The following is a 26550-nucleotide window of genomic DNA, read 5'->3' on the forward strand; positions in this document are numbered from 1 at the left end:
ACGGAACTGATCGCCTCCAGGTACGGGAGACGAGAGCATGAACCCACCGCGGCCCAGGCCGAAGCTGGACGAGGAAAACACCGCCTTCTGGACCGGCGGTGCGCAAGGGCGCCTCAATATCGTGCGCTGCGGTGACTGCGGACAGTTCACCCATCCTCCCCGCGTCCTGTGTCGCCACTGCCAGTCCGAGAACATCGAGCCGCACGCTGTCGCCGGCACCGGCGTGATCGACACGATGACGATCAACCACCAGCCCTGGGCCAAGGGCCTCGAAGTGCCGTACGTCATCGCCCGCGTGGCGCTGAACGGCGTGCCGGGCGTCTATCTTACCACCAACATCGTCAATTCCCCGGTCGAGGATGTCGCCTTCGGAGACCGCGTCAGGGTCGTATTCGAGGAACAGGACGGCATCTTCTATCCGCTGTTCGAGAAGGTGGGCTGAGCCATGGCAAGCAAGGAAGCCTACATCACCGGCGTCGGCCAGTCCGAAGTAGGCGTGCGCCTGCCCCGCCATCCCCTGCTCCTCACGCTGGACGCGGCCCGCGAAGCCGTGGCCGAGGCGGGACTGACTTTCGAGCAGATCGACGGGGTTTTCTCCTTCCCGGGCAAGGCGAACGGGTACCTCGCCTTCTCGCCCGTCGGCACGGACGAGGTCATCGAAGCGCTGGGGATCAGGTCGAAATGGCAGATGGGCGCCATGGAGCAGCCCGCCCAGCTTGCCGCCATCGCGATGGCGGCCTGGGCCGTGAAGCAGGGCATTTGCCGCCACGTCCTGTGCTTCCGAACCGTCTACGAGGCGGGCGGCATGGCCGATCCCGCGCAGTACATGCCGCAGCGCTCCGAAACCGTGTCGGGCGCCTCGCAGTGGACCAGCCCGTTCTGGGCGACCTCGGCCGCCTGCTGGACCGCGCAGTACGCCGCGCGCCACGTCCACAAGTACGGCATGACCCGCGAGCAGCTGGGTCAGATCGCCCTCAACGCATCGCGCAACGCCATGCTCAACCCGCGCGCGAGGGCGATCACGAAGGAGGAGCTGACGCTCGACAGGTACATGGACGCGCGGATGATTTCGACGCCGCTGTGCCTTTACGATTGCGACAGGTTCTCCGATGCCTCCACCGTGGTCATCGTCTCTGCGGAAGACGCGCTGGACGAGGTGACCTGCCGGCCGGTGCGGATCGCCGCGATGTCCGGTTCGGTCGACCGCTACTCATGGGACCAGGCGGAGTGGCCCGCCGCCTATGACGCCGGGCGCGACCTGTGGCAGCATACCGACTACACCGTGGAAGACGTCGACACGGCGCAGTTCTACGACGGTTTCGCGTTCCTGCCGATTACCTGGCTGGAGGGCCTGGGCTTTTGCGAAAAGGGCGAAGGCGGTCGCTTCATCGAGGGCGGCACGCGGATCGCGCGCGACGGGGAACTGCCGCTCAACACCTCGGGCGGACAGCTTGGGGCAGGCCGCCTACACGGCTTCGGCTTCGCGCACGAGGCCGTGACCCAGTTGCGCGGGAAGGCCGGAGAACGCCAGATCCCGGGAGACCCGAAAGTGGCCGTGGCGACTTCGGGCGGCGGGCCGCTGGCGGCAGCGCTGCTCCTCGCCCGGGACTGAGGCAGAGGTCTGAGACAAGACAGGCCGGCTCCGACCCCGCGGGCTCTCCTCCCGCGGGGTCGGGGACGACGATGGCAGATCGCACGCGCGCTGCCCTGCCCGCCTCAGGCAGCGGTGGAGGGAATGGGAATGGCCTTCGCCCGGCGCGGGGTCTTCGCGCGCTTGAGCCCGATGAGCGGACGCAAAGGCCCGATTTCGCGCCCGGCGAGGTAGAACAGCCAGGACCCCACCGCCACCGAGGCGCACAGGACCAGGAACTCGGGCAGCGCGGTCAGCCCCTTGTCGCGCAACCAGTAGCTGACCAGCACCATCACCGTCTGGTGGGCGATGAACACCGGGAACACCGCTTCCACCAGCGTGGCGCGCCAGCGTCCGTCGCGGTTCCAGAAACGGTCGGCGATGCCGAACAGCGCGATCACCGTGCCCCAGCACTGCACCGCCTTGGCGAAATCCAGAGGCTCCAGCCACACGCGCGGGGTTCGCACGTTGCCGGGGAAGTACCACGCCTCGAGCGCGACGAAGGCATAGCCGGCAAGGCCGAGCAGCAGCGCAGGCTTCCACTGGCGGGCGACCGTGCGGTGCAGCGGCCCGGACCGGCGCAGCAGGAAGCCGAACAGGAACATGCCACCGTAATGGAGATGCGCTGCAAAGTCGGTCAGGATCGCGTGGGTATCGGTCCACTCGCCGCCCACCGAGCGCGCCGTATAGACGAGGCCGCAGCCGATCGGCAGCAGCCATCCCCCGGCCAGCAGCCGCTCGGAAATCAGGTGGAGGCGCACCCGCCAGCGGGCCGGCAGCGCCATCTGCGCAAGGCACAGCGCCACCGTGTAGGCGAGCAGGTAGATGACGAACCACAGGTGCATGACGGCAGGCAGGTTCTCGTGGATGACCCGCCGGAAGCTGAACGCGTCGTGGAGGAGGAAGTAGCCGTAGCCGTGCGCATAGCCGCTGTTGACGAGCCCCATGTAAGGCTGGGGCGGCACGATCACCGTCAGGCCGAACAGCAGCGGGATGCCCAGGCGCAGCAGGCGGCTCTTCAGGAACGAAGCGGCATCCGCGTCGCGCGTCAGAAGCGCCGCGCTGGCGTATCCGGATATCGCGAAAAGCAGCGCGAGGCGCCATGCGCTGAGGCCCAGCAGCGGGATCTCGGCCCAGGGCACGACACCGCGCGTGGGCGTCTGGTATCCCCATGGCGTGAACGAGAAGCCGACGTGATAGAAGATCAGCATCACGAAGGCGCCGATGCGCAGCCAGTCCATTCCATAATGGCGATGGGGCCGGGCCGGCATGGGGCGTAGGGTGGAAGCGGGCTGCATCTCTTTCCGTGGGCGATGTGCGACCCGGCGTTTCGCCCGGGCATTATCGCCGGCTCAATAGGCTGGTTGCCACCGGTCTGCAATCAGACGCTTGTAATAGAGAGTAACGCCGCTGTCGCGCTTTTCCGATCCGCTTCGGACGAGACTGGGGTTGGAGCGGCCTCAGCAACGCCCGATGATCGAACCATGCGCGCCCCTCGCCCTTCCGATCCCGACAGCGCGGGCCGTCCCGCCTCGCTGATCGAGCGCGCGGGGTTTGCGCCTGCGCCCCCGCCTGTCCTGCCATCGGCACCGATGCCTGCCGCCGCGCGGGAGACTGGCGCCCCTCCCATGCCGGTCCCGGCTGCGCGCGCGGCTCTGCGCCCTTCGTCACGGCCCGCGCCTGCCGCCGGAGGCGCCCTGCTCGCCCTCGTGCACGACGGCAGCGATCGCGGCGTACTCGAGGCGGTGGAAGCGGGCATGGCCGAGGCGCTGGATGGCAGCGTTGCCGCGCTCGTCGTGCTTGCGCTGCCGAACGGGGATGCCGCGCCGCGCCTGCGCGCCTTCCTGCAGCGTCACCGTCCCGCCGGCGTGGTGCTGCTGCCGCCCTCGCCCGAGCGCACCGACCTTGCCCATCTCTGCGCCGAGGCCGGGGTGCCCTGCGCCCGGCTCGGCCCCGCTCGCGGGCACGACGGGGCGGACGGCCAGCACGCCATCGCCTCGGACGAGCGGCGCGCCGCCCGCGATCTCGTGACCTGGCTCGTGGCGCAGGGCCATGCCCGCATCGGCTTCGTCTCGGGCCCGGAGGATTCGCTGGCCGCCCAGCAGCGCGAGCTCGGCTACCTCGATGCCATGGCAGACGCCGGACTCGACCGGGGACCCGCACTCATCGTGCCTGGCGACGATTCCTTCGTTTCGGGGATCGAGGCGGGGCGCCTCCTGCTAGAGATCAGCCCGAGGCCGACCGCGGTCGTTTCCTCGAACGACGAGATGGCGGCGGGCCTGCTCCATGCAGCAGCGCAGATGGGGGTTGCGGTGCCGGGGGAGCTCTCGGTCGCCTGCATCGGCGACTCCGCGCTGCTCGCGCGCACTCTCCCGACGCTGACGGCGATGCACATCCCCTGGGACCTCATGGCCGCCGAGGCGGTACGCCTCGTTACCGGAGAGGATGCTCCGCGCGAGATGGAGTTCTTCGCAAGTCTCGTGGTGCGCGATTCGGTGGCGGCGCTTTGAGGGGTCCACGCGTCGGCCGAAGGGTGCATCCCGGCTCGGCAAGGCGGTGACCTTGCGCCTGCAACAATGAGTGCCGGAGATGGAATGCGAGCGGGCGCGCCTGATGGCCCGCTGGCGAATGCGGGATAACGCCGGGGAAGGGTTCAGCGGACGGCGAGGCGGTCGGCGCTGGGGGTTCCTTGCGGGCATCACGCAAGGACTGCCGCTTCAAACCTTTTATTCGCCGAGGGTCCCGGGAGAGGCAAAGAAACTCCCGATGGCCGAGCCCGTGCGGTGCGCGGGGGTGACGGGCAGGGCTCGCATCCCATGCCATCTTACCTGAGGGCATACCCTCATCTTCGTCCGCGCATCCTCTTGTGGCTGTTCCGGTGTCCACGACCGAAACGCCGACCGCGCCGGGAACGAAAGAAGCGTCAGCTACACGCTCCCGGCCCGCCGCTTGCTCGATCGTGATCCTGGAATCGCCATCGATGCTGCGACATATAACCTAAATGGTTATTCATGTCAAGCCGGAGCGCTGTTTTCCGGCTCTACCCAGGTAGTTCGAGTGACGCGAGGGCTCAGGTATTTCGTGGCCGTCCACCCGCCATCGACGACGATGGATTGCCCATTGATCATCTCGCTTCCCGGAAGGCACAGGAACGCGATCACCGAGGCTACGTCGCGGGGCTGCGCCAGCCGGGGATAGGGCGTGGTCTCCACGTTGGCGCGCTTGAAGCCTTCGTCCTCGAAGCGGTGGCGCACCATGTCGGTCATGGTGACGCCGGGCGCCACGCAGTTCGAGCGGATGCCGCGCGGGCCATATTCGCAGGCCATGTGCTCGGTCATCGACTTCAGTCCGCCTTTCGCGGCCGAGTAGGCCCCGCCGCGCCGCCCGCCGATATGCGCGAAGGTGCTCGTCACGTTGACCACGCTCGCGCCGGCGGAAAGGTGCGGGATTGCGTCGCGGCACAGGCGGAACGGGGCGACGAGCATGATGTCGAGGAAGTCGTCCAGCGTGTCGTCGTCCGTCTCGTCGAGCGGCCTGGGGCTGCCGACGCCTGCATTGTTGACCAGCGCGTCGATGCGCCCGAAGCGGGCAAGGGTCTGCGCCACCACCGCGCCAGGCGCCGCGGGGTCGGTCAGGTCAGCGCTGATCGCCAGCACGTGCGCGGGATCACCGATCTCGGCCTCCAGCGTGGCGAGCTTTTCCTTCGAACGGCCGACGCCGCAGATCGCGAACCCCTCCTGATGGAGAATCTTCGCCGTCTCGAGGCCGATGCCGCTGCCCGCCCCCGTGATGATCGCTACCTTCACTTCACCCGCTCCCTGCCGAGATATTGTCCGCTCGCGGTGTTAGCCGCGCCGCCGCGACTGGCGAAACGCCCCGGCGGTATTGCCCGGGCGCGCCTTTGCCAGGCGCCGGCCTCTGGCTAGGCAGGACGCGAAATCAGGACAGCGACCACAGGCCATGGACAACGACAACCCCGCGCCCTCCCAACTTCCGACAGCCGCTCTCAATGGCATCCGCGTGATCGACATGAGCCGCGTGTTCGCCGCTCCGGTCGGCGCGCAGATCCTGGGGGATCTGGGAGCCGACGTCATCAAGGTCGAGCGGCCGGGTGTGGGCGACGACGGGCGCGGTTATGGCTTCTCGTGGGTGCCGGGAAAGGACGGAATCGAAACGCGCCACTCCAGCTTCTTCACCGTCTCAAACCGCAACAAGCGGTCGATCACTCTCAACCACGCCGCGCCCGAGGGGCAGGAAATCCTGCGCGAACTGGTGAAGGGCGCCGACGTGCTGATCGAGAACTACAAGGTGGGCGACCTGAAGCGCTTCGGCCTAGACTACGACAGCCTGAGGGCCATCAACCCGCGCCTCGTCTACTGCTCCGTCACTGGGTTCGGGCAGACAGGCCCGATGGCCGCGCTGCCGGGCTATGACGGGTTGTTCCAGGCGACGGGCGGCATGATGGCGGTCACCGGCGTTCCAGATGGCCAGCCCGGCGCGGGGCCGCTGAAGACGGGGCCCAGCCTGGTCGATTTCGTGACCGGCCACAACACCGCGCTCGCCATCCTGGGCGCGCTGATGCACCGCCACGCGACGGGCGAAGGGCAGTACATCGACATCGCCCTGCTCGACAGTTCGGTGGCGATGGTCAGCCACATCATGCAGGACTACCTCATCAGCGGCAACGCCCCGCCTCGCCTTGGAAACGGCGGCAACGGCGGCGGCCCGGCGGATCTCATCCACTGCTCGGACGGGATCATCTACCTAACGGCGGGCACCGACGAGCACTGGCGACGCCTGACCGTGCTGATGGAGCGGCCCGAACTGAACGAGGACCCGCGCTTCGACACCAACCTCAAGCGCGGCAAGACCAGCCGGGCCGAGCTGATGGAGATCATCAACGCCTGGAGCCGCCGCTTCACGACGCCCGAGATGCAGTCCATGCTCGACGGCGCCGGGATCCCGGCCGCGCGCTATAACGAGCTGGCGGATGTGTGGAAGGACCCGCAGGTGCAGCACCGCGGTCTTCGCGCGACCACGCCGCACGCCTATGCGGCCAGCGGCTCGGTCGATCTCATCGCCAGCCCGCTCTCCCGCATGTCCGCAAGCCCCGCCACGATCCGGATGGCACCACCGATGCTGGGCGAGCATACGGGCGAAGTGCTGGGCGAACTCGGTTACGACACGGCGCGCATTGCCGCGCTACGCGAGGCCGGCGTGCTCTGACGCGCAAGCGGGCTGCCGGCGAGGATTGCCGGGAAACGAAAAGGGCCGGAAGCGATGCTCCGGCCCTTCCCTGTTCCTGTTCCTCGCGCCGGGTCAGACCCGCATCGGCATCAGCACGTAGAGCGCGGGGCTCTTCTCGTCCTGGCGGATCAGCGTGGGGGCAGCGGCGTCGGCGAGGTGAAGTTCCACCGTGTCACCGTCGATCTGGCCCAGGATGTCCTTCAGGTAATTGGCGTTGAAGCCGATCTCGAAACCTTCCGAGCGATAGTCGGCAGGCACTTCCTCGGCGGCGGTGCCGTTGTCGGGCGAGGTGACCGAGAGCGTCACGCGATCCTGGTCGAGCGCCATCTTCACCGCGCGGGTCTTTTCGGTAGCGATGGTGGCCACGCGGTCCACGCCCTGGAAGAAGCTCTTGGGATCGACCTTGAGCAGCTTGTCGTTGCCGGTGGGGATGACGCGGGTGTAATCTGGGAAGGTCCCGTCGATCAGCTTGCTGGTCAGCACCACGCCATTCTCGCCGCCCAGCGTGAAGCGCACCTTGCTGGCCGACAGGTCGACCAGCACGTTGGTGTCGAGCGCTTCTTCCAGAAGCTTGCGCAGTTCGCCCACACATTTGCGCGGAACGATCACATCGGGCATGCCCTGCGCGCCGTCCGGCCGGGCCAGCGTGAAGCGCGCGAGGCGGTGGCCGTCGGTGGCGGCGGCCTTGAGTTCCTCGTCCGTGACGTGAAGGAAGATGCCGTTCAGATAGTAGCGCGTCTCCTCGGTGGAGATGGCAAAGCGCGTGCGATCGATCAGCTGGGCCAGAGTGGCGGCGGGGATTTCGAAGCTCGTCGGCAGTTCGCCTTCCGCGATCATCGGGAAATCGTCGCGCGGGAGCGTGGGCAGCTGGAAGCGGCTGCGCCCGGCCTTGACCACCATCCGGTTGTCGGCCGCGTCCAGGCTGACCTGACTGCCTTCGGGGAGCTTGCGCGCGATATCGAAGAGGAGGTGCGCGGAGACGGTGATCGCCCCCTGCTGCTCCACCGAGACGGCGCCGAGCGTTTCCACCACCTGCAGGTCGAGGTCGGTGGCCATGATGCGCAAGGACCCGGTCGAGGAAGCCTCGATCAGGACGTTCGAGAGGATCGGGATGGTATTGCGGCGCTCGACGACCGACTGCACGTGGGAAAGGCAGCGCAGCAGCGTGGAACGTTCGATAGTGGCCTTCATGGCAGCCTCAGGTCCCCCTTGGTCGGGCTAGGGTTCGCGAAAAACCCGAAAATCGGACGACTATCTCTAACGCGAGTCGGTGCGTCGGCAAGCGGCATATGCGGGAGAACCCGCGAAACTGGGGATAAATGAGCGGTTCCTCGGGAGAACCCGCTCGCAACCTCCGCGTCCCGGGCGGATTCGATCCGCCGGATCGCGGCGCTTCCCTGCCGCCGCCAACGCTTCGCTAATCGCGACCTCGGCACCAGCGGCAAGGCCGCCGGTGCCATGTGCCGCGAGACCGGCGCGATCAGACCATCACCATGCCGCCGTTGACGTGGATCGTCTGGCCGGTGACGTAGCCTGCCTCGCGGCTGGCGAGGAACACGGCGGCCGATGCGATGTCCTCGCCCTCGCCCATGCGGCCCATCGGGATGCGGCCGTTGAGCGCGTCCTTCTGCGCGTCGGGCAGGACGTCGGTCATGGCGGTGCGGATGAAGCCGGGCGCGATGCAGTTCACGGTCACGCCGCGCGTCGCCAGTTCCTGCGCGAGGCTCTTCGACATGGCGGTGATGCCGCCCTTGGCCGCGCAGTAGTTCATCTGCCCAGGATTGCCCGTGGTGCCGACCACCGAGGTCACGTTGATGATGCGTCCGAAACGGGCCTTCATCATCGGCTTGGTGACGCCGCGCATCAGGCGGAAAGTCGATTCCAGGTTCACCCGGATCACCGCGTCCCACTCCTCGTCCTTCATGCGCATGGCGAGGTTGTCGCGCGTGATGCCGGCGTTGTTGACGAGGATGTCGATCTTGCCGAGCGATTCGAGCGCTGCGGGCACCAGCTTCTCCACCTGCTCGGCGTCGGAGAGGTTGCAGGCGATCGCCACGTGATCGACCTCCTGCGGGGCCTGCGGGCTGTGCTCGTCCAGCTCGTCGCGAAAGGCGCGCAGCTTGTCCGCGTTCGAGCCCGAGATCGCCAGCCGCGCCCCTTGCGCCGCCAGCGCGCGGGCCACCGCCGACCCGATCCCCCCGCTTGCGCCGGTCACCAGGGCAGTCATTCCATGAAGGTCGAACATGTCAGTCTCCGTAATCATTTTTCACGCGGAGGCGCGGAGACGCGGAGCGGCCTGCGGCCGGTTCATACCCGTTGACGACGCGCCGGATACCGCTCTTCATGGTCTCGCCACCAAAGTTCAGCAGCAGCCCTACGGGCTGATTGAGCAAACGCAAGTAAGTGAGCAACTGCTTGCCATGGACGCGGGTCAGCTGCTCGACGGACTTTATCTCGACGACCAGCCGATCATCGACGATCAGATCGGCGCGGAAGGCAGCCGGGAAGTGCAGACCTTCGAACGTGATGGCGACCGGCTTCTGCCGGTCAGCCTTCCATCCCGCCCGCTCAAGGCTCGCGGCAAGCACGGTTTCATAGACGCTTTCCAAAAGGCCCGGCCCGAGGTCTCGATGGATGCGCAAGGCTGCATCGACGACCTCGGCGCTCAAACGATCGATCTCGGCCATCTTCTCTCCGCGTCTCCGCGCCTCCGCGTGCCTCCTTCTATTCAGGCTCGCTCATCCTTGCCAATCAAAGGGTTTTAACCAGCTCCTCGATCTCGGCCATGGTCGAGGCGGAGGTCACTTCCACTTCGCCGGCCGAGCGCTTGATCATCGGGCCAACGACCTTGCCGCCCAGTTCCACGAAGCGCTCGACGCCGGCGGCGTGCATGGCGATGGCGCTCTCGCGCCAGCGGACGCGGCCGGTGACCTGTTCGACCAGCAGGCGCTGGACCTCGGATGGGTCGGTGACCACCGATGCGGTCACGTTGGCGAAAAGCGCAACCCGCAGCGGTCCCGGAGGCGTTGCGGCCAGCGCCTCTGCCATGGCATCGGCGGCGGGCTGCATGAGCGGGCAGTGGAACGGCGCGGAGACAGGAAGCGCGATGCCGCGCTTGATGCCGTGATCCTTGACGAGCGCGATTGCCCGCTCGATCGCTTCCTTGTGGCCGGACAGCACGACCTGCGTGGGATCGTTGTCGTTGGCGACGGTGCAGACCTGGCCTTCCGCGGCTGCCTGCGCCAGCGCGCTCGCCTTCTCAATGTCGGCGCCGAGCAGCGCGGCCATGGAGCCCACGCCCACCGGCACGGCGGCCTGCATCGATTCGCCGCGAAGCTTGAGAAGGCGCGCGGTGTCGGCCAGGCTGAAGGCGCCTGCGGCACACAGCGCGGTATATTCGCCCAGCGAGTGACCGGCGACGTAGTCCGCCTTGTCGGCCAGCGAGATGCCGCCCTCCTTCTCCAGCACGCGCAGCACCGCAATGGCGTGCGCCATGATCGCGGGCTGGGCGTTGGCGGTGAGCGTCAGCTCGTCTTCGGGGCCCTGCGTCATGATGCGGAAGAGATGCTGGCCGAGCGCTTCGTCAACCTCCTGGAAAACCTCGCGAGCGACGGCGCTCGCCTCTGCGAGTTCGGCGCCCATGCCGACCTTCTGGCTGCCCTGTCCCGGGAAAACGAATGCACGCATCTTGCGACCGTCCTTGCCTTGTGCGGCGAGCGGCGCGGCGCGAACGGCCCGCCACCCGCGCGAATCGAGTGTGGCGCAGCGGGTTATTGACCTTGTTGGCTCGGGGCAAGCCCTGGCGCGGCCACGCTCAACCGAAAGGCACGATCCGGTTGCCGCTGTCGTGCCCGATGTCGGCCTCTCCCAGGAATGCGATGGAGTGCCGGTCGCACCAGTAGCGGGCGATACCTTCCGCCTCCGCGCCGAACGGGCGATCGTTGCGGGGAACGTCGCTGACGCGCCCGAGACGAAGGCCCGCGATACCGCCAAGGTGCGCCGTCACGTGGAAGAACAGGCGGTCGACGGCATAGAGGTATTCCGAAACCTCCTCCACCATGACGACATGGTTGGCGAGGCCCGGCATCAGCCGGGTGCCGCACAGCATCCCCAGCGTCATGAGGTTGAACGCGGCGACCGGGTGACGCTCCCCGGCCAGCGAGGGCTCAAGCCCGTCCTGCCGGCCGGACAGGTATCCAAGCGCCCGGCGAACGGCCTCGTCGCCGCCGGGGCGCCTCGCATCCGCAGGCATAGGCCCGTGGACCGGTCGGCCGATGCGCTCGCGGTAAAGCGCGCCCAGCAGATAGCCCGCGTCCGAATAGCCCAGATAGATCTTGTCGCCGGCGGCATGGGTGAAAGCGGCGATGGCGTCCTCAGCGATCCGGCAGGCGCCATATCCTCCGCGCGCGAACCAGACCGCATCGACCGAGGGATCGTTCGCGCACTCCACCAGGGCATCGGTGCGCAGCCTGTCGCTTCCGGCGAAATGCCCATCGGTTGCGAAGCACTGTTCGTGTACGACGATCTCGACGTCTGGAAATTCTGCGCCCGCGAGCGCGATCACTCGCGCGGCATCCTCGCGCGTGATCGGTGTGGAAGGCGCACAGACGGCGATGCGTGTCATGGCATGCACTCTACTCACGCCGCATTCCTTCGCGAAGGCGCGCCGCACCGCTTATCCACCAGCGAAATCGGGGCGGACCGTCACGCGCAAAGGGATGCCGGTTGAGTTTGGCCGGTCCAGCGAATACCCCTTCGCCATGATAGACGATACCGACCTTACCGCCCACCCCTGGTTCTTCTGCGGCATCGGCGGGTCCGGCATGCTGCCGCTCGCGCTCATCCTCAAGGGGCACGGCGCCCGGGTCGCAGGCTCGGACCGCAGCCGCGACCAGGGCCGCACGCCCGAGAAGTTCGCCTGGCTGGAGCAGCTCGGCTTCGATCTCCATCCGCAGGACGGCAGCGGCGTGACGTCACCCGACCAGACCCTCGTCGCCTCGGCCGCGGTGGAGGATACCGTGCCCGAAGTGGTGCGCGCGCGCGAACTCGGATGTCCGCGCATGAGCCGCGCGCAACTCCTGGCGCGACTGTTCAACGCCGCGCCTTTCGGCATCGCCGTGGGCGGCACCTCCGGCAAGTCCACGGTGACGGGGATGATCGGATGGATCATGACCGAGGCCGGGCGCGATCCCACGATCATGAACGGCGCGGTGATGAAGAACTTCGCCACCGCAGACGCGCCCTTCGCCAGCGCACGGGTCGGACAGGGAGCGGTCTTCGTCTCGGAAGTCGACGAAAGCGACGGCTCGATTGCGCTGTACCGGCCCAAGGTCGCCGTGCTCGGCAACGTCAGCCTGGACCACAAGAGCCTTGAGGAGCTGCGCGAACTTTTCGGAGATTTTCTCAATCAGGCAGAGGCTTGCGCCATAAATCTCGACGACGTTGAAACACGGGCTCTCGCGGGCTCTGCGGCGCAGCGGGTCACTTTCGGCATCACTTCGCAGGATGCGCATATCCACGCGCGCGATGTGCAGGAAGGCCCGACGACGCTCACGGCTACCGTGGTCGACCGGCGCGAGGGCAGCGCTCATCCGCTCACCCTGCGCGTGCCCGGGCGCCACAATCTCTACAATGCGCTGGCGGCGATCGCCGCGGCGAGCGCGGCGGGGGTCCCCGTATCGCAGGCAGTGGCCGCTCTTGGATCGTTCGCCGGACTGGCCCGGCGCTTCGACGTGGTCGGCACCTCGCCGTCCGGCATCACGGTGATCGACGACTTCGGCCACAACCCGGACAAGGTCTCGGCCACGCTGGCGACCCTGAAGGCGCATCCCGGCCGCGTGATCGCGTTCTTCCAGCCCCACGGTTACGGCCCGCTGCGGCAGATAGGTGCGCAGCTCGCGGAAGTTCTCGCCACAAGGCTCGGCCCCGATGACGTCACTGTGCTGTGCGATCCCGTCTATTTCGGCGGCACGGTAGACCGCAGCCAGGGAAGCGAGCGGATCGCCGGTCTGATCCGCGAACATGGCGGCAATGCGCAGTACATCGCCGCGCGCGCCGAGTGCGTGGCCTGGATCGCGGCGAACGCGCGCCCCGACGACCGTATCGTCGTCATGGGCGCGCGGGACGACACGCTCACCGCCTTCGCCAAGGACATCCTCGCGGCGCTGCCCTAGCGGGGACACCGGGCGCGCGATCGCCCGGCGGGCGCTATCGCCGCTCCAGTCGAAGCGAGCGCCGGAGGCTCAATGCGCCTTGCCGCGCGCCTTGGCGAAGAGGTGGACGACCATTGCCACCAGGCCGCCCAGCACCAGGCCGACGAGCGCCGAAGCCACGGCATAGGCCAGCCACCCTGCCACCGGCCCCAGCGGTCCGGTCGCGGCTTCGAGCGCGTGCTGGATGTCGTGCGCCACATGGGCGGGCTGCGGCAGTCCCAGTTCCTCAAGGCCATGGAGGATGATCCCGCCGCCGACCCAGAGCATGGCCAGCGTGCCGACGCTGCCCAGGAGCTTGAGCACCACGGGCATTGCCTTCAGCAGCATGCGCCCTGTCGCCTGCGCACCGGCGCCGGGCTTCTTCGCAAGGTGCAGGCCCACATCGTCCATCTTCACGATGAGCGCCACGGCCCCATAGACGGCAACCGTGATCGCAATGCCGACCAGCGCCAGAGTGACGGCGCGGGCGAACAGGGTTCCTTCAGCGACTTCGGCCAGAGCGATCGCCATGATCTCGGCCGAGAGGATGAGGTCCGTGCGGATCGCGCCCGAAACCCGCGTCTTCTCGAAAGTGGCGATGTCCTCGACCGGATCTTCCAGCGTCTCGCCGTGCTTTTCGCCGCCGATCTTCTCGATCACCTTTTCCGCGCCTTCGAAGGCCAGATAAAGGCCGCCGATCATCAGGATCGGGGTGATGGCCTGGGGCAGGAACGCGCTCAGCAGCAGCGCGATCGGCAGCAGGATCAGCAGCTTGTTGCGAAAGGACCCCTTGGCGATCTTCCAGATGATCGGGAGTTCCCGGTCGGGCGTGAAGCCGGTGACGTAGCCGGGGGTCACGGCCGCATCGTCGATCACCACGCCCGCCGCCTTGGTCCCGGCCTTGGCGACCCCGACGCCGACGTCATCGAGCGAGGCGGCGGCGGCACGGGCGATGACGGACACGTCGTCAAGCAGGGCGACTAGGCCGGAAGGCATCGGAAATCCTTTTGTTTGCAGATGCGAAGCGAATGCAAGCCATGCGGGGGAAAAGAGTTCCGATCAAGCGAAAGACGCGGCGCTTAATTGTAGAGCGGCCGCGCCGTTCTCTTTCCTGTACGAAGGAGGCGCCAAGCTCGGAGCCTTCACGATCAAGGCTTTACCGGGGAAACTTCATGTCTGTCATCAACACCAACATCAGCGCTGTTCGCGCCTCCAACGCTTCGAACTCGGCCAACAAGATGCTCGGCACCGCGATGGAGCGCCTGTCGACCGGCAAGCGCATCAACTCGGCCAAGGACGATGCCGCGGGCCTCGCCATCTCCACCTCTATGACCTCGCAGATCCGCGGCATGAGCCAGGGCATCCGCAACGCCAACGACGGCATCTCGCTCGCCCAGACCGCTGAGGGCTCGCTCTCGGAAGTCAGCAACATGCTCCAGCGCGTCCGCGAACTGGCGATCCAGTCGGCGTCCGGCACCTACCAGTCCTCCGACCGCGCCGCGATGCAGCAGGAAGTGACCGCGCTCACCTCGCAGATCAGCGACTCGCTGACCCAGACCAAGTTCAACGGCAACACCCTGCTCTCGACCACCTCGGGCAGCGACCTCAGCTTCGACATCCAGACCGGCGCGAACTCGGGCGAGAAGGTCACGCTGACGTCCAAGGCGATCGACGGCGCGAACCTCAACGCCTCGGCGCTCGACGTGACCGACGCCACCAAGGCTGCCACCACGCTGACCAAGGTCGATGCCGCGCTCAAGGACGTGAACGCCACCCGCGCCTCGCTCGGCGCCGGCCAGAACCGCCTCGAATCGGCGATCAACAACCTGACCAACAACGTCACCAACCTGTCGGACGCGCGTAGCCGCATCGAGGACGCTGACTATTCGGCCGAGACCACGCAGATGGCCAAGGCGCAGATCCTGAGCCAGGCCTCGACCGCCATGCTCGCGCAGGCCAACCAGAGCCAGCAGAACGTCCTGTCCCTGCTGCGCTAAACACCTGACTTCGCGTCGCCGCGCCCTCCTTCTCGCGGCGACCCGATGAGGCCTCCCGTCCCCCCGGAGGGCCAGCCCGGCGGTCAGTCCCTGACCGCCGGGCGTTTCGGTTTCCGCAGGGCAGGTCCGGGGGCGCGGCTTCCAGAGGCGCGCACCAAAAGACAACGCCGCCCCTGCTAGCGCAGGGACGGCGTTGCTGCGTTTCCATGTAGGTGGGACGCTTCGGGGAAGGCCGCTCAGTTCGAGAAGCGGGCCTTCCTCAGCCACGTGTCCACCTCGCCCATGCGGGTTTCGCGGACCTTGATGCGATCGCGGATGCGGGCGATCGCCTCGTCCACCGGGCGGCGGGCTCCGGCGGGCAGGTGCGCGTCAGCATAGGCGCGCAGCTTGCCTTCCATCGCCGGATCCGAGCTGCCCTGCGCAAGCCGCGCGACGTAGCGCGTGGCACCCGAGACGTCGACGCGGGCCATGACGGCATCGTGATTGGCCGCTACGAAGTCGAACGCCTTGTCGGGCTGGCCCACGGCGACCGAGCTGATGATGACCGGGCTCGTCGTCACACCCGGCTCGTCGGTGAGCGCGAGCGCGAGGGCCTTGTCGGCAAGCGCCGGATCGCGTGCCATGCCGAGCAGCGAGTAGAGCGTCGTCTTCACCTGCGCCGAGCTTTCCTCGCGCGCCATGGCGTGAAGCGTCTCCCAGGTCTGCGCATCGGCGTTCTTGGCGACAACGGTGAGGATCGCGACCCTGAGCGAAGGATCGATCGCAGCCGCGTCCGTCTTCGAGGCAGCGAAGCGGCGGCGCGCTTCTGCGACGACGGTGGGCTCGCCAAGGCCGCCCAGCGTCTCGATAAGGGCGGCACGCAAGTCGCCGTCGGTCACGGGCTCGTCGGCGCGCGGCGTCCAGCCCAGACGCTTGAGGACGGGCAGCAGGCGCGCATTGCCGAAGCGCGACAGGGCGGCCTGGCGCTTCTCGTCTCCGGCCGCATAGCCGCCCAGATCGGCGATGACCTTGGCGGCCCGCTCCATCACCTGCGACGAGGAATCCGCAGGAAGGCCCTTCACCACGTCCAGCATGTCGGCCATAGGCTGGCGACCGGCATAGCCCAGCGCCACCGCATCGTTGAGGATGCCCAGCTGGTCGACCGGCTTCACCTTCGCGATGGCCTTTGTGAGGCCCGCGAAAGTCGCCGGATCGTAAAGCACGCGATAGTAGCCCGACTGGCCTGCGTTCACGACCACCGGGCCGCACCCTGCAACCTTGAGCGTCCCCCTGCCCTGCAGGAGCGTTTCGGCGCCCTCTCCCGTCAGCCCCGCGGCACGCACGGGCACGCGCCAAGCAAGCGGCTTCTTGTCCGCCCGGTCGCGGGTGAACTCACCCTGTTCGAGCGCCAGGCTGGTCTCGCCCCCGGCGCAGGAGGCAGTGGCTGTTACCAGCGGAATGCCGGACTGCAGCGTGAAGTCGTGCGCGATCTGCGCGATCGGCTTGCCCGAAGCCGTCTCGATCTCGCGCCAGAGGTCGTCGGTCACCGTGTTCGAGTTCTTGTAGCGGTTCATGTAGGTGCGCACGCCCGCGCGCCACTGGTCCGAGCCCGCATAGGCCTCGAGCATGCGGATCACCGCCTCGCCCTTGGAGTAGGTGATCGAATCGAAGGCCTGGCTGGCCTCCTCGACGGTCTTGATCGGGTGGATGATCGGGTGCGTGGTCACATAGGCATCCTGCCCCATCGCCGCCTCGCGCGAGGCCAGCGCGGTCAGTTCAGGATGCCATTCGGGGTGGAACTTCTCGGTCGCCCGGCTCTCCATCCACGAGGCGAAGCCCTCGTTCAGCCAGAGATCGTCCCACCACGACATCGTCACGAGATCGCCGAACCACTGGTGCGCCATCTCGTGCGCGACGACGGTGAAGATGCGCTCGCGAAGCGAGTTGGACGCGATCTTGGGATCGAGCAGCATCGCGTTCTCGAAGTAGAAGATCGCGCCCCAGTTCTCCATCGCGGAGAAGAACTGGCTGCGGCCGGGCGCCGCGATGTGGTCGAGCTTGGGCAGCGGATAGGGCGTGCCGAAGTAGTCGTTCATCCACGGCAGCAGGTCCGCCGAAGCGCCTAGTGCATAGTCGGCCTGCGCAAGATCGCCGCGCTTGGTGAGCACGCCGATCTCGGTCCCTGCCGCGTTGGTCGTCTTGCGCTCGAAATCGCCGAGGCCGAAGAAGAGCAGATAGGTCGACATCTTCGGGCTCTGGCCGAACGTCACCAGCGTCTTGCCGCCGCCAAGGTCCTTGCGGCTTTCGACCGGCAGATTGCCCACCGCGACCTCGTCGGACGGCACGATCGTCTTCAGGCTGAACGTCGCCTTGTAGAACGGCTCGTCCCAGGAAGGCATGAAGCGGCGCGCGTCGGAATTCTCGAACTGCGTGAACAGCGCGCGCTTGCTGCTGCCGTCCGCCGCCTTGTAGTCGAGCGCGAAGAGGCCATAGGCCTGCGTGTTGATCTTGCCCGCATAGTCGATCGAGAGGACATAGCTTCCCGGAGCGATCGCCTTGGCAAAGGTGAAGGTCGCCGTCTGCGCCTTTTCGTCGAGTTCGACGAGCGGCGTGCCGAGCGCCTTGCCGGCGAGCGCTGCCCGGGCGATCGTGAGGTCGGCCGCCTGAAGCGTAATCGTGCGGGTCTCCGCCAGCACGTCCACGGTGATCGCGGCCTTGCCGGTGAAGGTCAGCGCCTTGGCGTCGGGCGTGACCGTCACGTCGTAGTGGCTGGGGCGGACGGTGCGCGGAAGCTGGGTGGTGACCGTCTCTGCGGTCGCGCCCTTGCTGGTGGAGGCATTCGTCGACTGCGCGGCCGCCGGAAGCGTAACGAACGTCGAGAGGGCAACGCCGGCAAGAAGCACCGGCATGGCGCAGCGAACATTGATTTTCATGGACGACTCGTATTTGGGAAAGGACGACCTGTGCTAACGTGCGTACCAAAGGGCGCAACAAAAATGCCATGATGGGCAACACTGTGCCCGAACAGGCACCCGAAAGCGGCCTCCCGCGTGGCGGGCATGCGGGTTGCACTTGCATTGTCGCCCGATTCCGCTATGGGCCCGCCTTCGCCCCGGCAACGAGCCCGGGCGAGACCCGAAGAAAGCCGGAGGGGCCCCGCAATCCCGCGGACAAGCCAGCGATCGGTTAGATTGAGAAAAGGAAGCTGCCGTGGCTCTATATGAGCACGTGTTCCTGGCACGCCAGGACCTCAGCCAGGCGCAGGTCGATGCGCTTGCTACCGCCGCCACCGAGATCGTCGAGTCGAACCAGGGCAAGGTCGTCAAGACCGAGACCTGGGGCCTCAAGAATCTCGCCTACAAGATCAAGCGCAACCGCAAGGCGCACTTCGTGATGCTGAACATCGAAGCCAACGGTGCCACCGTCGCCGAGCTCGAGCGTCAGACCTCCATCAACGAAGACGTCATCCGCTACGTCACCATCCGCGTCGACGAGCACGAGGAAGGCCCTTCGGTCATGATGCGCAAGAGCGACCGCGAGCGTACGCGCCGTCGCGAACGTGAAGGGAACTGATTTCCATGGCACGTGCATTCTTCCGCCGCCGCAAGTCCTGCCCCTTCTCGGGCAAGAACGCGCCGAAGATCGACTACAAGGACGTCCGTCTGCTCCAGGGCTTCATGTCCGAGCGTGGCAAGATCGTCCCCAGCCGCATCACTGCGGTTTCCGCCAAGAAGCAGCGTGAGCTGAGCCAGGCCATCAAGCGCGCCCGGCACATCGGCCTCCTGCCCTTCATCGTCAAGTAAGGGAGGACAGACCTCATGGACATCATCCTCCTCGAGCGCGTCGAGAAGCTCGGCGCCATCGGCGACGTCGTCTCCGTCAAGGACGGCTACGCTCGCAACTACCTCCTTCCCAACAAGAAGGCCCTTCGCGCCAACGAGCGCAACAAGAAGGTCTTCGAGGCCAACCGCGCCAAGATCGAGGCCGACAACGCCGAGCGTCGCACGGCCGCGCAGGCTCACTCGGGCGACGTCGAAGGCAAGCAGGTCGTCCTGATCCGCGCTTCGTCGAACTCGGGCCAGCTCTACGGTTCGGTTTCGGTGCGTGACATCGTCGACGCCCTGAACGCCGACGGCGCGAACGTTGCCAAGAACATGATCGTGCTCGAGCGCCCGATCAAGACGCTCGGCATCTTCGACGTCAAGGTCAACCTGCACCCCGAAGTCTCGGTCAACGTCAAGGTCAACGTCGCACGTTCGTCCGACGAGGCCGAACTGCAGTCGCAGGGCGTGGACGTGATGGCCGCGATGTTCGAACAGGACGTCTCGGGCTTCACCGAAGCCTACGACCCGAACGCCGAACCCGGCGAGATCGCGGTCGAGGAAGAAGCCGAGGAAGGCGAAGCTCAGGCCTGAGCTTCGCGTCCGGCGACTTTGCGCCAAGCATGAAAAGGCCCTCGCTCCTGCCGGAGCGGGGGCCTTTTTCCGTTCAGGGGCTGCCCGAGCGTCACACCAGTGCCTCCAAGCCCCCCTATTGCGCTGCGGCGGGGAATGCGTAATAGATCGCCATGCAGATGATGAAAGAAACTCTCGCGGAACTGGTCCGCGTCTACGAAGCCGCCGTCTCCACTCTCAAGGCCGACATCACCGCCTTTGTCGAGCATGGCACTCTCCCGCCTGCGGATCGCCGCAGCGCCCGGGTCTGGACTTATCCCGAACTGCGCATCACCTATCGCGGCACTGAGCGTGCGGCTAGGGCCTCGCGCGCGTTCGGCAGGCTCGAGATGGCGGGCACTTATGCCACCACCGTCACGCGCCCCCATCTTTTCGCAGACTATCTCGAAGAGCAGCTGGCGCTGATCGAGGCAGAGTACGAGGTGGAATTCGCCGTTGCTCCCTCGGCGCAGGAGATCCCCTTCCCCTACGTGCTCGACGGCGTGCCGGTCGGCGCGGTGACGCCGCAGGAACTCGCCACCCATTTCCCGAGCACCGAGCTTGCCATGATCGGCGACGAGATCGCCGACGGCACGTTCCTTTGCGGCGAGGACGATCCTCATCCCCTCGCGCTGTTCGACGGGCTTCGCACCGACTTCAGCCTGGCGCGGCTTGCCCACTACACCGGTGCCAGCCCCGAGCATTGCCAGCAGTTCATCCTGTTCACGAACTATCACCGCTATGTGGACGAATTTGTTGACTGGGCCGGCCGGCAGATCGGCACGGACGGATATGTCGCGCTTTCCGGCGCGGGCGGGCTCTACCTCGATGCGCCGGTCGACAATGCCCGCGCACGGCTGTCGGACACGGCCTGGCGCCGGCACCAGATGCCCGCCTATCACCTCATGCGCGAGGATCGTTCGGGCATAACGCTGGTGAACATCGGCGTCGGGCCTTCGAACGCGAAGACCATCACCGATCACCTTGCGGTCCTGCGCCCGGAAGCCTGGCTGATGATCGGCCACTGCGGCGGACTTCGGGAAAGCCAGCGCATCGGCGACTACGTGCTTGCCCATGCGTACCTGCGCGACGACCATGTGCTCGACCCGGTCCTTCCGCCCGAGATCCCGCTTCCCGCCATTGCCGAGGTCCAACAGGCGCTGGCCCAGGCCGCCGAGATCGTGAGCGGCGGCGGCGGCGCGAACCTCAAGAAGCGCATGCGCACCGGCACCGTCGTCACCACCGACGACCGCAATTGGGAGCTGCGCTACACCGATTCGGCCAAGCGCTTCTCGCTCAGCCGCGCGATCGGCATCGACATGGAAAGCGCCACGATCAGCGCGCAGGGCTATCGCTTCCGCGTGCCCTACGGCACCCTGCTCTGCGTCTCCGACAAGCCGCTCCACGGCGAACTCAAGCTGCCCGGACAGGCCAACCGCTTCTATGAGGAGGCCATCGCCAGCCATCTCAAGATAGGTCTCATCACCTGCGATCTCCTGCGCGAACAGGGGGACCGGCTGCATTCGCGCAAGCTGCGCGCTTTCAACGAGCCGCCTTTCCGCTAAGGCTCCCGCCCGGCACCAGGCGGCGTGACGGTCGCGCCCGCCCGCCCGGTGCCGGCTGCAACATTGCGAAATCTCGTGCTGATCTTGCAACCTTACGCAAGGCGGCATGTCTTCGCAGCCCCTGCCCGCCGCCGGCACGTCCGGCCTCAACCGCCTTGTCGCCGCCGCGTTCGGCGTCCGTCTCGTGAGCGACGTACCCGAACGCCTTGCCCGGTGGCGAATGCCCTACCCGCCCAACCTGCGCCGCCGCCGTCGCATCGCGGCGATCCGGGATTGCGGAGTGCTGTTCATCCACGTGCCCAAGAACGCGGGCACATCGGTAAGCGAAGCGCTCTACGGCCAGCAGATCAAGCACGAGACGGTTCGCTACTACGCCATGGTGGCGCCCGACGTACTGGAGTTGCCGAGCTTCGCCATCATCCGCGACCCCGTCTCCCGCTTCCTCTCCGCCTTTCGCTATGCACGAGGCGGGGGCACTGCGGATCGCGCCGTCGCTCGCCCGTTCAATGCCCGCTACCGCAGCTTCGCGTGCGTCGACGATGCGATCGACCATCTGGCCAGCGCCCGCAGCCTGTTCCAGATCGACCACATCTTCCGGCCACAAAGCTGGTATCTGACCGATCGCTCGGGCGCATGCCGGGTGGATACCCTCGTACCTTACGAGGCGCTGGGTGCGCTGGGCGATCTCGTTCCCGCGCCCGGCCTGGCGGACCTCCCCCATCTCAACCACGGCGCGGGCGCGCCGATACCCCGGCTCGATCCGAGCCAGGAGGCGTTCGTCACCCAGTTCTATGCCGCGGACATCGCGCTAAGGCAGCGCGCGTTCCTTGCAGCGTCGCGCGCCGGCAGCGCGCAATGCGGCGGCCGGCGCGCCGCACGGGCATGATCCCGCCCGCGCGGCGTTCCGGCAAGGCCCGGCCTTACCAGCCGGACTTCTCGCCCTTGTTCTGCTCGTCCAGCCACTTCTGGAGCGGCGCGAAGTAGTCGAGCATCGGCTTGGCGCTCATCTTCGGAGAGCCGGTGAACACCTTAAGCGCCTCGGGCCAGGGCTTCGACTGGCCCATCTCCAGCATGGCGTTCAGCTTCGCGCCGACCTGCTTGTTGCCATAGAAGCTGCAGCGGTGGAGCGGCCCTTTCCAGCCGGACTGTTTGCAGGCCGCCTGGTAGAACTGGAACTGCAGGATGCGGGCAAGGAAGTAGCGGGTATAGGGCGTGCTGGCGGGCACGTGGAACTTGGCGCCCGCGTCGAAACCGTCGTCCGGCCGGGCCGAGGGCGGCGTAATGCCCTGGTACTCCAGCCGCATGCGCGTCCATGCCTTGTTGTAGTCCGCGGGCTTGATCGAGCCATCGAAGATGTTCCAGCGATAGCGGTCGATCAGGAGGCCGAACGGCAGGAAGGCCACCTTGTCCATCGCCTGGCGCAGCAGCAGGCCGGTATCCTTGTCGGCGCTGGGGACCTTCGCCTTGTCGAGCAGGTTGATCTGGACGAGGTACTGCGGCGTGATCGAAAGCGCCACGAAGTCGCCGATCGCCTCGTGGAAGCCGTCGTTCGCGCCGTTCAGGTAGAGGAACGGCTGCTTGTTGTAGGCCCGCTGGTAGTAGTTGTGGCCTAGCTCGTGGTGGATCGTCGTGAAATCGTCGGCGGCCACCTTGGTGCACATCTTGATGCGGATGTCGTCCTTGTTGTCCACGTCCCACGCCGAGGCATGGCAGATCACCTCGCGGTCGGCGGGCTTGGTTATCATGGAGCGAGTCCAGAAGGTATCGGGCAGCGGGTCGAAGCCGAGCGAGGAATAGAAGCCTTCGCCCGCCTTCACCATGTCGATCGGGGTCTTGTCCTGCGCTTTCAGCAGGTCGCCCACGTCGTAGCCGAGATCACCTGCTCCGGCAGGCGCCACGAGAGGATAGATGTTGCCCCATTCCTGCGCCCACATGTTGCCGAGCAGGTCGGCCCGGATCGGGCCGGTGCGCGGCTGCACGGCATCGCCGTACTTCTCGTTCAGCTTGCGGCGCACGTAAGTGTGAAGCGCGAGGTAGAGCGGCTTGGTCTCTTCCCACAGGCGCTGCGTTTCGGCCGCGAACTGCTCCGGGCTCATGTCGTAGCCCGAGCGCCACATCGCGCCGACATCCGCGAAGCCGAGTTCGCGCGCGCCTTCGTTGCCGATCTCGACCGACTTGGCGTAGTCACCCTTCATCGGCTTGCCGACGCTGTCGTGCCAGGAAGTCCACATCTCGGCGAACTGGGCAGGGGTGTGCTCGAGATTGCCCATCTCGGCCTCGATGTCGGACCCGTTGATGGGCTTGCCGCCCAGCGTTCCGCGCCCCTTGCCGTAAGTCGACGACATTCGCGTCGAAAGCTCGCTCAGCTGCGCGGCGGCACCCGGCGTCGTCGGAGCGGGAAGGACGATGCCCTGGCGCAGGATCCCCAGCTTGCGCGACACGTCGGCGTCGAGGCCGCCCAACTTCGCGAACTTCGCGGCCTCCACCGCATAGGCGACCTGCTTCTCGGTAAGCTCGCCGTTCGACTTCGCCGCGAGCGCATCGGTGTCGTCGGTGATGTAGGTGTAGTTGACCCAGTTGATGCGGGCATTCTCCACCGAGGAGGCGAAGAGATCCTTCTCCACGTCGGCCACGAAACGCGCGGCTCCTTCGGCCGTCATCGGATAGGCGGGAGCCTGCTGGGCCACGGCAGGCGCGGCGGCGAACGACAGGCCGGCGGCAAGCGCTGCCAGCGCGTTGGGAGCGAATTTCATGGAATACCCCTCTGGACTTGGATCGCACGACACTAGAGCGCCCGCACGCCAGATCAACATCGGCGCGAGGATTTCCCCGGCAGGAGCAGCGCGCCCGAGTGTCCGGGCAGCCTTAGTCGGTGTCTGTCAGGCCAGGAAAGCGGCGATCGCCCGGCCCATGTCCTTGAAGGTCACGGATGACATGTGATTGCCCGGCGTTTCCGCGTAGGTTCCCTGCGGAAGCGCCTCGGCAAGGTCGCGCGCCGAGCCGTTGTCATGGTCGTCCGCGCCGCAGACGCACAGGGTCGGCATCGTCACGTTGGCGATCGCCTCGGGCGAGGTGTCGTCCACCGATCCGAGCAGCAGCCGCGCGGCGACCCGGTCGATCTTCATAGTCTTCATGAACGCCTGGGCGACGAAAGCCTTGTCGCCGCGCTCGATGGTGCCGAAGCGGTCGATGGCGTCCACGAAGTGCGCGCTGCGCCGGGCCCATCCCGAAAGCCCGGTCAGTCCCATCCCGCCAAGCACCAGCCGGCGCGGAGACAGCCCTGCCAGAACGCCGCGTACAGCCGTGCGCGCGCCGAGGGAAAATCCGCAAAGATCATAGTCCGACAGCTCGCACGCCGCGATCACCGCCGCGAGGTCCTGCACCAGCACGTCGCCAGGATAAGCGGCGGGATCGTGAGGCCCCTCGCTCTGCCCATGCGCGCGAAGATCGGGCATGATCACGTGAAAACCGGCCTCGGCCAGTATCCCGGCATTGCCGAACTTGATCCAGTTCACCTCGGCGCTGGAGAACAGTCCGTGAAGGAGGACCAGAGGGCGGCCCGTGGCCTCCCCCATGCGGTGGACGGCAAGCCTTGCGCCGCCGAACCCGTCGACGAACTCGGTCATGACTTCACTCAACGGCAATCTCGCTTCTGTCCGGCTCGTCATGCGGGTGGCTGGAGCCCGGCGTCCTTCCAGCGTTCCGCGACTTCCGGGTTCTCCCCGGTGGTCGAGCCGGGCAAGTGCCGCACATCGGTCCAGGCGGTCAACATGCTTTCGATGGCGTAGTTGTGATCCGGCCTGAACGGCGCGGGATCATCGAAGCTGCCCACGGTCAGGTCGATGTTGTCGCCCTCGACGAAGGCGAAGCCGAGCGGCGTGCCGCATGCCGAGCAGAACGGGCGGCGCGCGATGGGGGATGACGGGTACCAGTCAGGCTCGCAGTGCCAGGTCAGCTTGGCGCGGGCGAGGTTCGAGTAGGCGACCGATACGCCGCCCGTCGCGCGCCGGCACATCCTGCAGTGACACAGGTACGCCTTCTCGGGCTCTACTTCGGCCGTGTAGCGGATGCGGCCGCACTGGCAGCCGCCGGTCATCGTGGCGCTCATCCCGCCAGCCTAACGGTGCACGATACCTTACGAAAGACGCGCACGATGCACCGGTATTGGCATGCGCCGGGCTGGCGCGGCCTGCCCGGATCGGCAAAGAGAGACCATGGAACTGGAAACGACAAGCCCGGACGCGGGCGAGCCCCAAGCGTTGACGCGCCAGCAGCGGCGCCTGCTTCGCCGCATCTTCAACGGCCGGACCGTCCCCCTCGTCACCGAGGGCCGGTCATTCCTGACCTACAGGGACGCGGCGCGCCATCTCCTGTCCCTTCCGGACGAGGCGCGCGAGAGCACCTACGCAAGTATGAAGGCCGCCGCTTCAGAGCCGTGAAGGGGCAGCGTCCGGCTTTCGCAGCTGTCAGCCCTTCTTCAGGTGACGGCGTCCCAGCAGTTCGGCGATCTGTACCGCGTTGAGCGCTGCGCCCTTGCGCAGGTTGTCGGACACGCACCACATCGCCAGGCCGTTCTCGACCGTCGAATCCTCGCGCACGCGGCTAACGTAAGTCGCGCCGTCGCCTACGGCCTCGACCGGGGTCACGTATCCGCCGTCCTCGCGCTTGTCGACGAGCATGACGCCCGGCGCCTCGCGCAGGATTTCCTGCGCTTCCTCGGCGCTGATCTCTTCCTCGAACTCGACATTCAGCGATTCGGAGTGGCCGACGAAGACCGGCACGCGAACGCAGGTCGCCTGCACCTTGATGCGGGGATCGAGGATCTTCTTGGTCTCGACGACCATCTTCCACTCTTCCTTGGTGGAACCGTCATCCAGGAAGACGTCGATGTGCGGGATCACGTTGAAGGCGATCTGCTTGGTGAACTTGCGCGGCTCCACGCTGTCGCCCACGAAGATGCCGCGGCTCTGCTCGAACAGCTCGTCCATGCCGTCCTTGCCCGCGCCGGACACCGACTGATAGGTCGAGACGACCACGCGCCTGATCCTGGCCTTGTCGTGCAAGGGCTTGAGCGCGACGACCATCTGCGCGGTGGAGCAGTTGGGATTGGCGATGATGTTGCGGACGGTGTAGCCGTCCACCGCCTCGGGGTTCACTTCCGGCACGACGAGCGGCACGTCCGGGTCCATGCGGTAGAGCGAGGAGTTGTCGATCACCACGCAGCCCTGCGAAGCGGCACGCGGCGCATGGACCTTCGTGGCGGCAGAGCCTGCCGCGAACAGCGCCATGTCCCAGCCGGTGAAGTCGAAATGCTCAAGGTTCCTCACCTTGAGCATGCGCCCGGTGTCGCCATACTCGATCTCGGTGCCGACCGAACGCGAGGAGGCAACGGCTGCGATTTCCTCCACCGGGAATTCGCGCTCCGCCAGGATGTTGAGCATCTCGCGGCCGACATTCCCGGTCGCCCCTACGACGACAACGCGGTAACCCATGGCAGTTCCTTCAAGC

25 protein-coding genes are annotated in these 26550 nt (G+C 66.8%); 12 read left to right on the top strand and 13 right to left on the bottom strand.

Annotated elements, in window-relative coordinates; all coding sequences use genetic code 11:
* The first annotated feature begins 37 nt into the window (after nt 1-37).
* Entirely contained in the window at nt 38-442 is a 405-nt protein-coding gene (locus tag GR702_RS10090) for a Zn-ribbon domain-containing OB-fold protein (RefSeq protein WP_160985762.1), read from the top strand.
* 3 nt (nt 443-445) lie between these two features.
* Entirely contained in the window at nt 446-1612 is a 1167-nt protein-coding gene (locus GR702_RS10095) for a thiolase family protein (protein WP_160985763.1), read from the top strand.
* Between the two features lie 104 nt (nt 1613-1716).
* On the opposite strand, the gene GR702_RS10100 is transcribed toward GR702_RS10095, so the two are convergent.
* A complete protein-coding gene (locus GR702_RS10100) occupies nt 1717-2928 on the bottom strand; it encodes an acyltransferase family protein (RefSeq protein ID WP_160985764.1) in 1212 nt (403 codons plus the stop codon).
* A gap of 186 nt (nt 2929-3114) precedes the next feature.
* On the opposite strand from GR702_RS10100, the gene GR702_RS10105 reads away from it, so the two are divergent.
* Entirely contained in the window at nt 3115-4140 is a 1026-nt protein-coding gene (locus GR702_RS10105) for a substrate-binding domain-containing protein (RefSeq protein ID WP_237449652.1), read from the top strand.
* Between the two features lie 504 nt (nt 4141-4644).
* Here GR702_RS10105 and GR702_RS10110 read toward each other — a convergent pair.
* Entirely contained in the window at nt 4645-5436 is a 792-nt protein-coding gene (locus GR702_RS10110) for an SDR family oxidoreductase (protein ID WP_160985765.1), read from the bottom strand.
* 154 nt (nt 5437-5590) lie between these two features.
* Here GR702_RS10110 and GR702_RS10115 point away from each other — a divergent pair, with 154 nt between their 5' ends.
* Nucleotides 5591-6856: a CaiB/BaiF CoA transferase family protein gene (locus GR702_RS10115; RefSeq protein WP_160985766.1), complete on the top strand. Its 1266-nt coding sequence runs from the start codon at nt 5591-5593 to the stop codon at nt 6854-6856.
* A gap of 93 nt (nt 6857-6949) precedes the next feature.
* On the opposite strand, the gene dnaN is transcribed toward GR702_RS10115, so the two are convergent.
* The 5 genes from dnaN to GR702_RS10140 all read right to left on the bottom strand — a co-directional run bounded on the left by dnaN (nt 6950) and on the right by GR702_RS10140 (nt 11501).
* Nucleotides 6950-8068: a DNA polymerase III subunit beta gene (dnaN, locus tag GR702_RS10120; protein WP_160985767.1), complete on the bottom strand. Its 1119-nt coding sequence runs from the start codon at nt 8066-8068 to the stop codon at nt 6950-6952.
* A 289-nt stretch (nt 8069-8357) separates the two neighbouring features.
* On the bottom strand, nt 8358-9122 hold the full coding sequence (gene fabG / locus GR702_RS10125; protein ID WP_160985768.1) for a 3-oxoacyl-[acyl-carrier-protein] reductase: 765 nt from the start codon (nt 9120-9122) through the stop codon (nt 8358-8360).
* A gap of 1 nt (nt 9123) precedes the next feature.
* Nucleotides 9124-9564, bottom strand: coding sequence for a GxxExxY protein (locus GR702_RS10130; RefSeq protein WP_160985769.1), 441 nt, complete (start codon nt 9562-9564; stop codon nt 9124-9126).
* Nucleotides 9565-9628: 64 nt separating this feature from the next.
* A complete protein-coding gene (gene fabD, locus GR702_RS10135; RefSeq protein ID WP_160985770.1) occupies nt 9629-10564 on the bottom strand; it encodes an ACP S-malonyltransferase in 936 nt (311 codons plus the stop codon).
* A gap of 127 nt (nt 10565-10691) precedes the next feature.
* The gene (locus GR702_RS10140; RefSeq protein WP_160985869.1) at nt 10692-11501 is read right to left on the bottom strand and encodes an LD-carboxypeptidase; all 810 of its coding nucleotides are present in this window, start codon (nt 11499-11501) and stop codon (nt 10692-10694) included.
* 136 nt (nt 11502-11637) lie between these two features.
* Here GR702_RS10140 and GR702_RS10145 point away from each other — a divergent pair, with 136 nt between their 5' ends.
* A complete protein-coding gene (locus tag GR702_RS10145; RefSeq protein WP_419880293.1) occupies nt 11638-13050 on the top strand; it encodes a UDP-N-acetylmuramate--L-alanine ligase in 1413 nt (470 codons plus the stop codon).
* Between the two features lie 69 nt (nt 13051-13119).
* On the opposite strand, the gene GR702_RS10150 is transcribed toward GR702_RS10145, so the two are convergent.
* The gene (locus GR702_RS10150; RefSeq protein ID WP_160985772.1) at nt 13120-14064 is read right to left on the bottom strand and encodes a DUF808 domain-containing protein; all 945 of its coding nucleotides are present in this window, start codon (nt 14062-14064) and stop codon (nt 13120-13122) included.
* Between the two features lie 176 nt (nt 14065-14240).
* Here GR702_RS10150 and GR702_RS10155 point away from each other — a divergent pair, with 176 nt between their 5' ends.
* Entirely contained in the window at nt 14241-15065 is an 825-nt protein-coding gene (locus GR702_RS10155; protein WP_160985773.1) for a flagellin N-terminal helical domain-containing protein, read from the top strand.
* 236 nt (nt 15066-15301) lie between these two features.
* On the opposite strand, the gene GR702_RS10160 is transcribed toward GR702_RS10155, so the two are convergent.
* Nucleotides 15302-17977, bottom strand: coding sequence for a M1 family metallopeptidase (locus GR702_RS10160; RefSeq protein WP_160985774.1), 2676 nt, complete (start codon nt 17975-17977; stop codon nt 15302-15304).
* Nucleotides 17978-18254: 277 nt separating this feature from the next.
* Between GR702_RS10160 and rpsF the strand changes: the two genes are divergently transcribed.
* The 5 genes from rpsF to GR702_RS10185 all read left to right on the top strand — a co-directional run bounded on the left by rpsF (nt 18255) and on the right by GR702_RS10185 (nt 21928).
* Complete coding sequence (gene rpsF, locus GR702_RS10165; RefSeq protein WP_160985775.1) at nt 18255-18617, top strand: 30S ribosomal protein S6; 363 nt, start codon at nt 18255-18257, stop codon at nt 18615-18617.
* A gap of 5 nt (nt 18618-18622) precedes the next feature.
* Nucleotides 18623-18847: a 30S ribosomal protein S18 gene (gene rpsR, locus GR702_RS10170; RefSeq protein ID WP_039284546.1), complete on the top strand. Its 225-nt coding sequence runs from the start codon at nt 18623-18625 to the stop codon at nt 18845-18847.
* Nucleotides 18848-18862: 15 nt separating this feature from the next.
* On the top strand, nt 18863-19459 hold the full coding sequence (rplI, locus tag GR702_RS10175; protein ID WP_160985776.1) for a 50S ribosomal protein L9: 597 nt from the start codon (nt 18863-18865) through the stop codon (nt 19457-19459).
* A 152-nt stretch (nt 19460-19611) separates the two neighbouring features.
* A complete protein-coding gene (locus GR702_RS10180; protein ID WP_160985777.1) occupies nt 19612-21042 on the top strand; it encodes an AMP nucleosidase in 1431 nt (476 codons plus the stop codon).
* Nucleotides 21043-21148: 106 nt separating this feature from the next.
* Nucleotides 21149-21928, top strand: a complete 780-nt coding sequence (locus GR702_RS10185) for a sulfotransferase family 2 domain-containing protein (RefSeq protein WP_237449653.1) — start codon at nt 21149-21151, stop codon at nt 21926-21928.
* Between the two features lie 34 nt (nt 21929-21962).
* On the opposite strand, the gene GR702_RS10190 is transcribed toward GR702_RS10185, so the two are convergent.
* The 3 genes from GR702_RS10190 to GR702_RS10200 form a co-directional block, all read right to left on the bottom strand.
* Complete coding sequence (locus tag GR702_RS10190) at nt 21963-23795, bottom strand: M2 family metallopeptidase (RefSeq protein ID WP_160985778.1); 1833 nt, start codon at nt 23793-23795, stop codon at nt 21963-21965.
* 126 nt (nt 23796-23921) lie between these two features.
* Nucleotides 23922-24668: an alpha/beta fold hydrolase gene (locus GR702_RS10195; RefSeq protein ID WP_419880291.1), complete on the bottom strand. Its 747-nt coding sequence runs from the start codon at nt 24666-24668 to the stop codon at nt 23922-23924.
* A 38-nt stretch (nt 24669-24706) separates the two neighbouring features.
* Nucleotides 24707-25150 carry a GFA family protein gene (locus GR702_RS10200; RefSeq protein ID WP_160985780.1) on the bottom strand — a complete coding sequence of 148 codons (444 nt, stop codon included), beginning with the start codon at nt 25148-25150 and terminating at the stop codon, nt 24707-24709.
* A gap of 106 nt (nt 25151-25256) precedes the next feature.
* Between GR702_RS10200 and GR702_RS10205 the strand changes: the two genes are divergently transcribed.
* Nucleotides 25257-25481: a hypothetical protein gene (locus GR702_RS10205; RefSeq protein ID WP_160985781.1), complete on the top strand. Its 225-nt coding sequence runs from the start codon at nt 25257-25259 to the stop codon at nt 25479-25481.
* Nucleotides 25482-25508: 27 nt separating this feature from the next.
* Here GR702_RS10205 and GR702_RS10210 read toward each other — a convergent pair whose 3' ends face one another.
* Nucleotides 25509-26534 carry an aspartate-semialdehyde dehydrogenase gene (locus GR702_RS10210; RefSeq protein WP_160985782.1) on the bottom strand — a complete coding sequence of 342 codons (1026 nt, stop codon included), beginning with the start codon at nt 26532-26534 and terminating at the stop codon, nt 25509-25511.
* Nucleotides 26535-26550 lie beyond the last annotated feature (16 nt).

Origin of the sequence: Novosphingobium silvae, from assembly GCF_009856825.1 — a bacterium.
In the GTDB taxonomy this organism is placed as follows: Bacteria; Pseudomonadota; Alphaproteobacteria; order Sphingomonadales; family Sphingomonadaceae; genus Novosphingobium; species Novosphingobium silvae.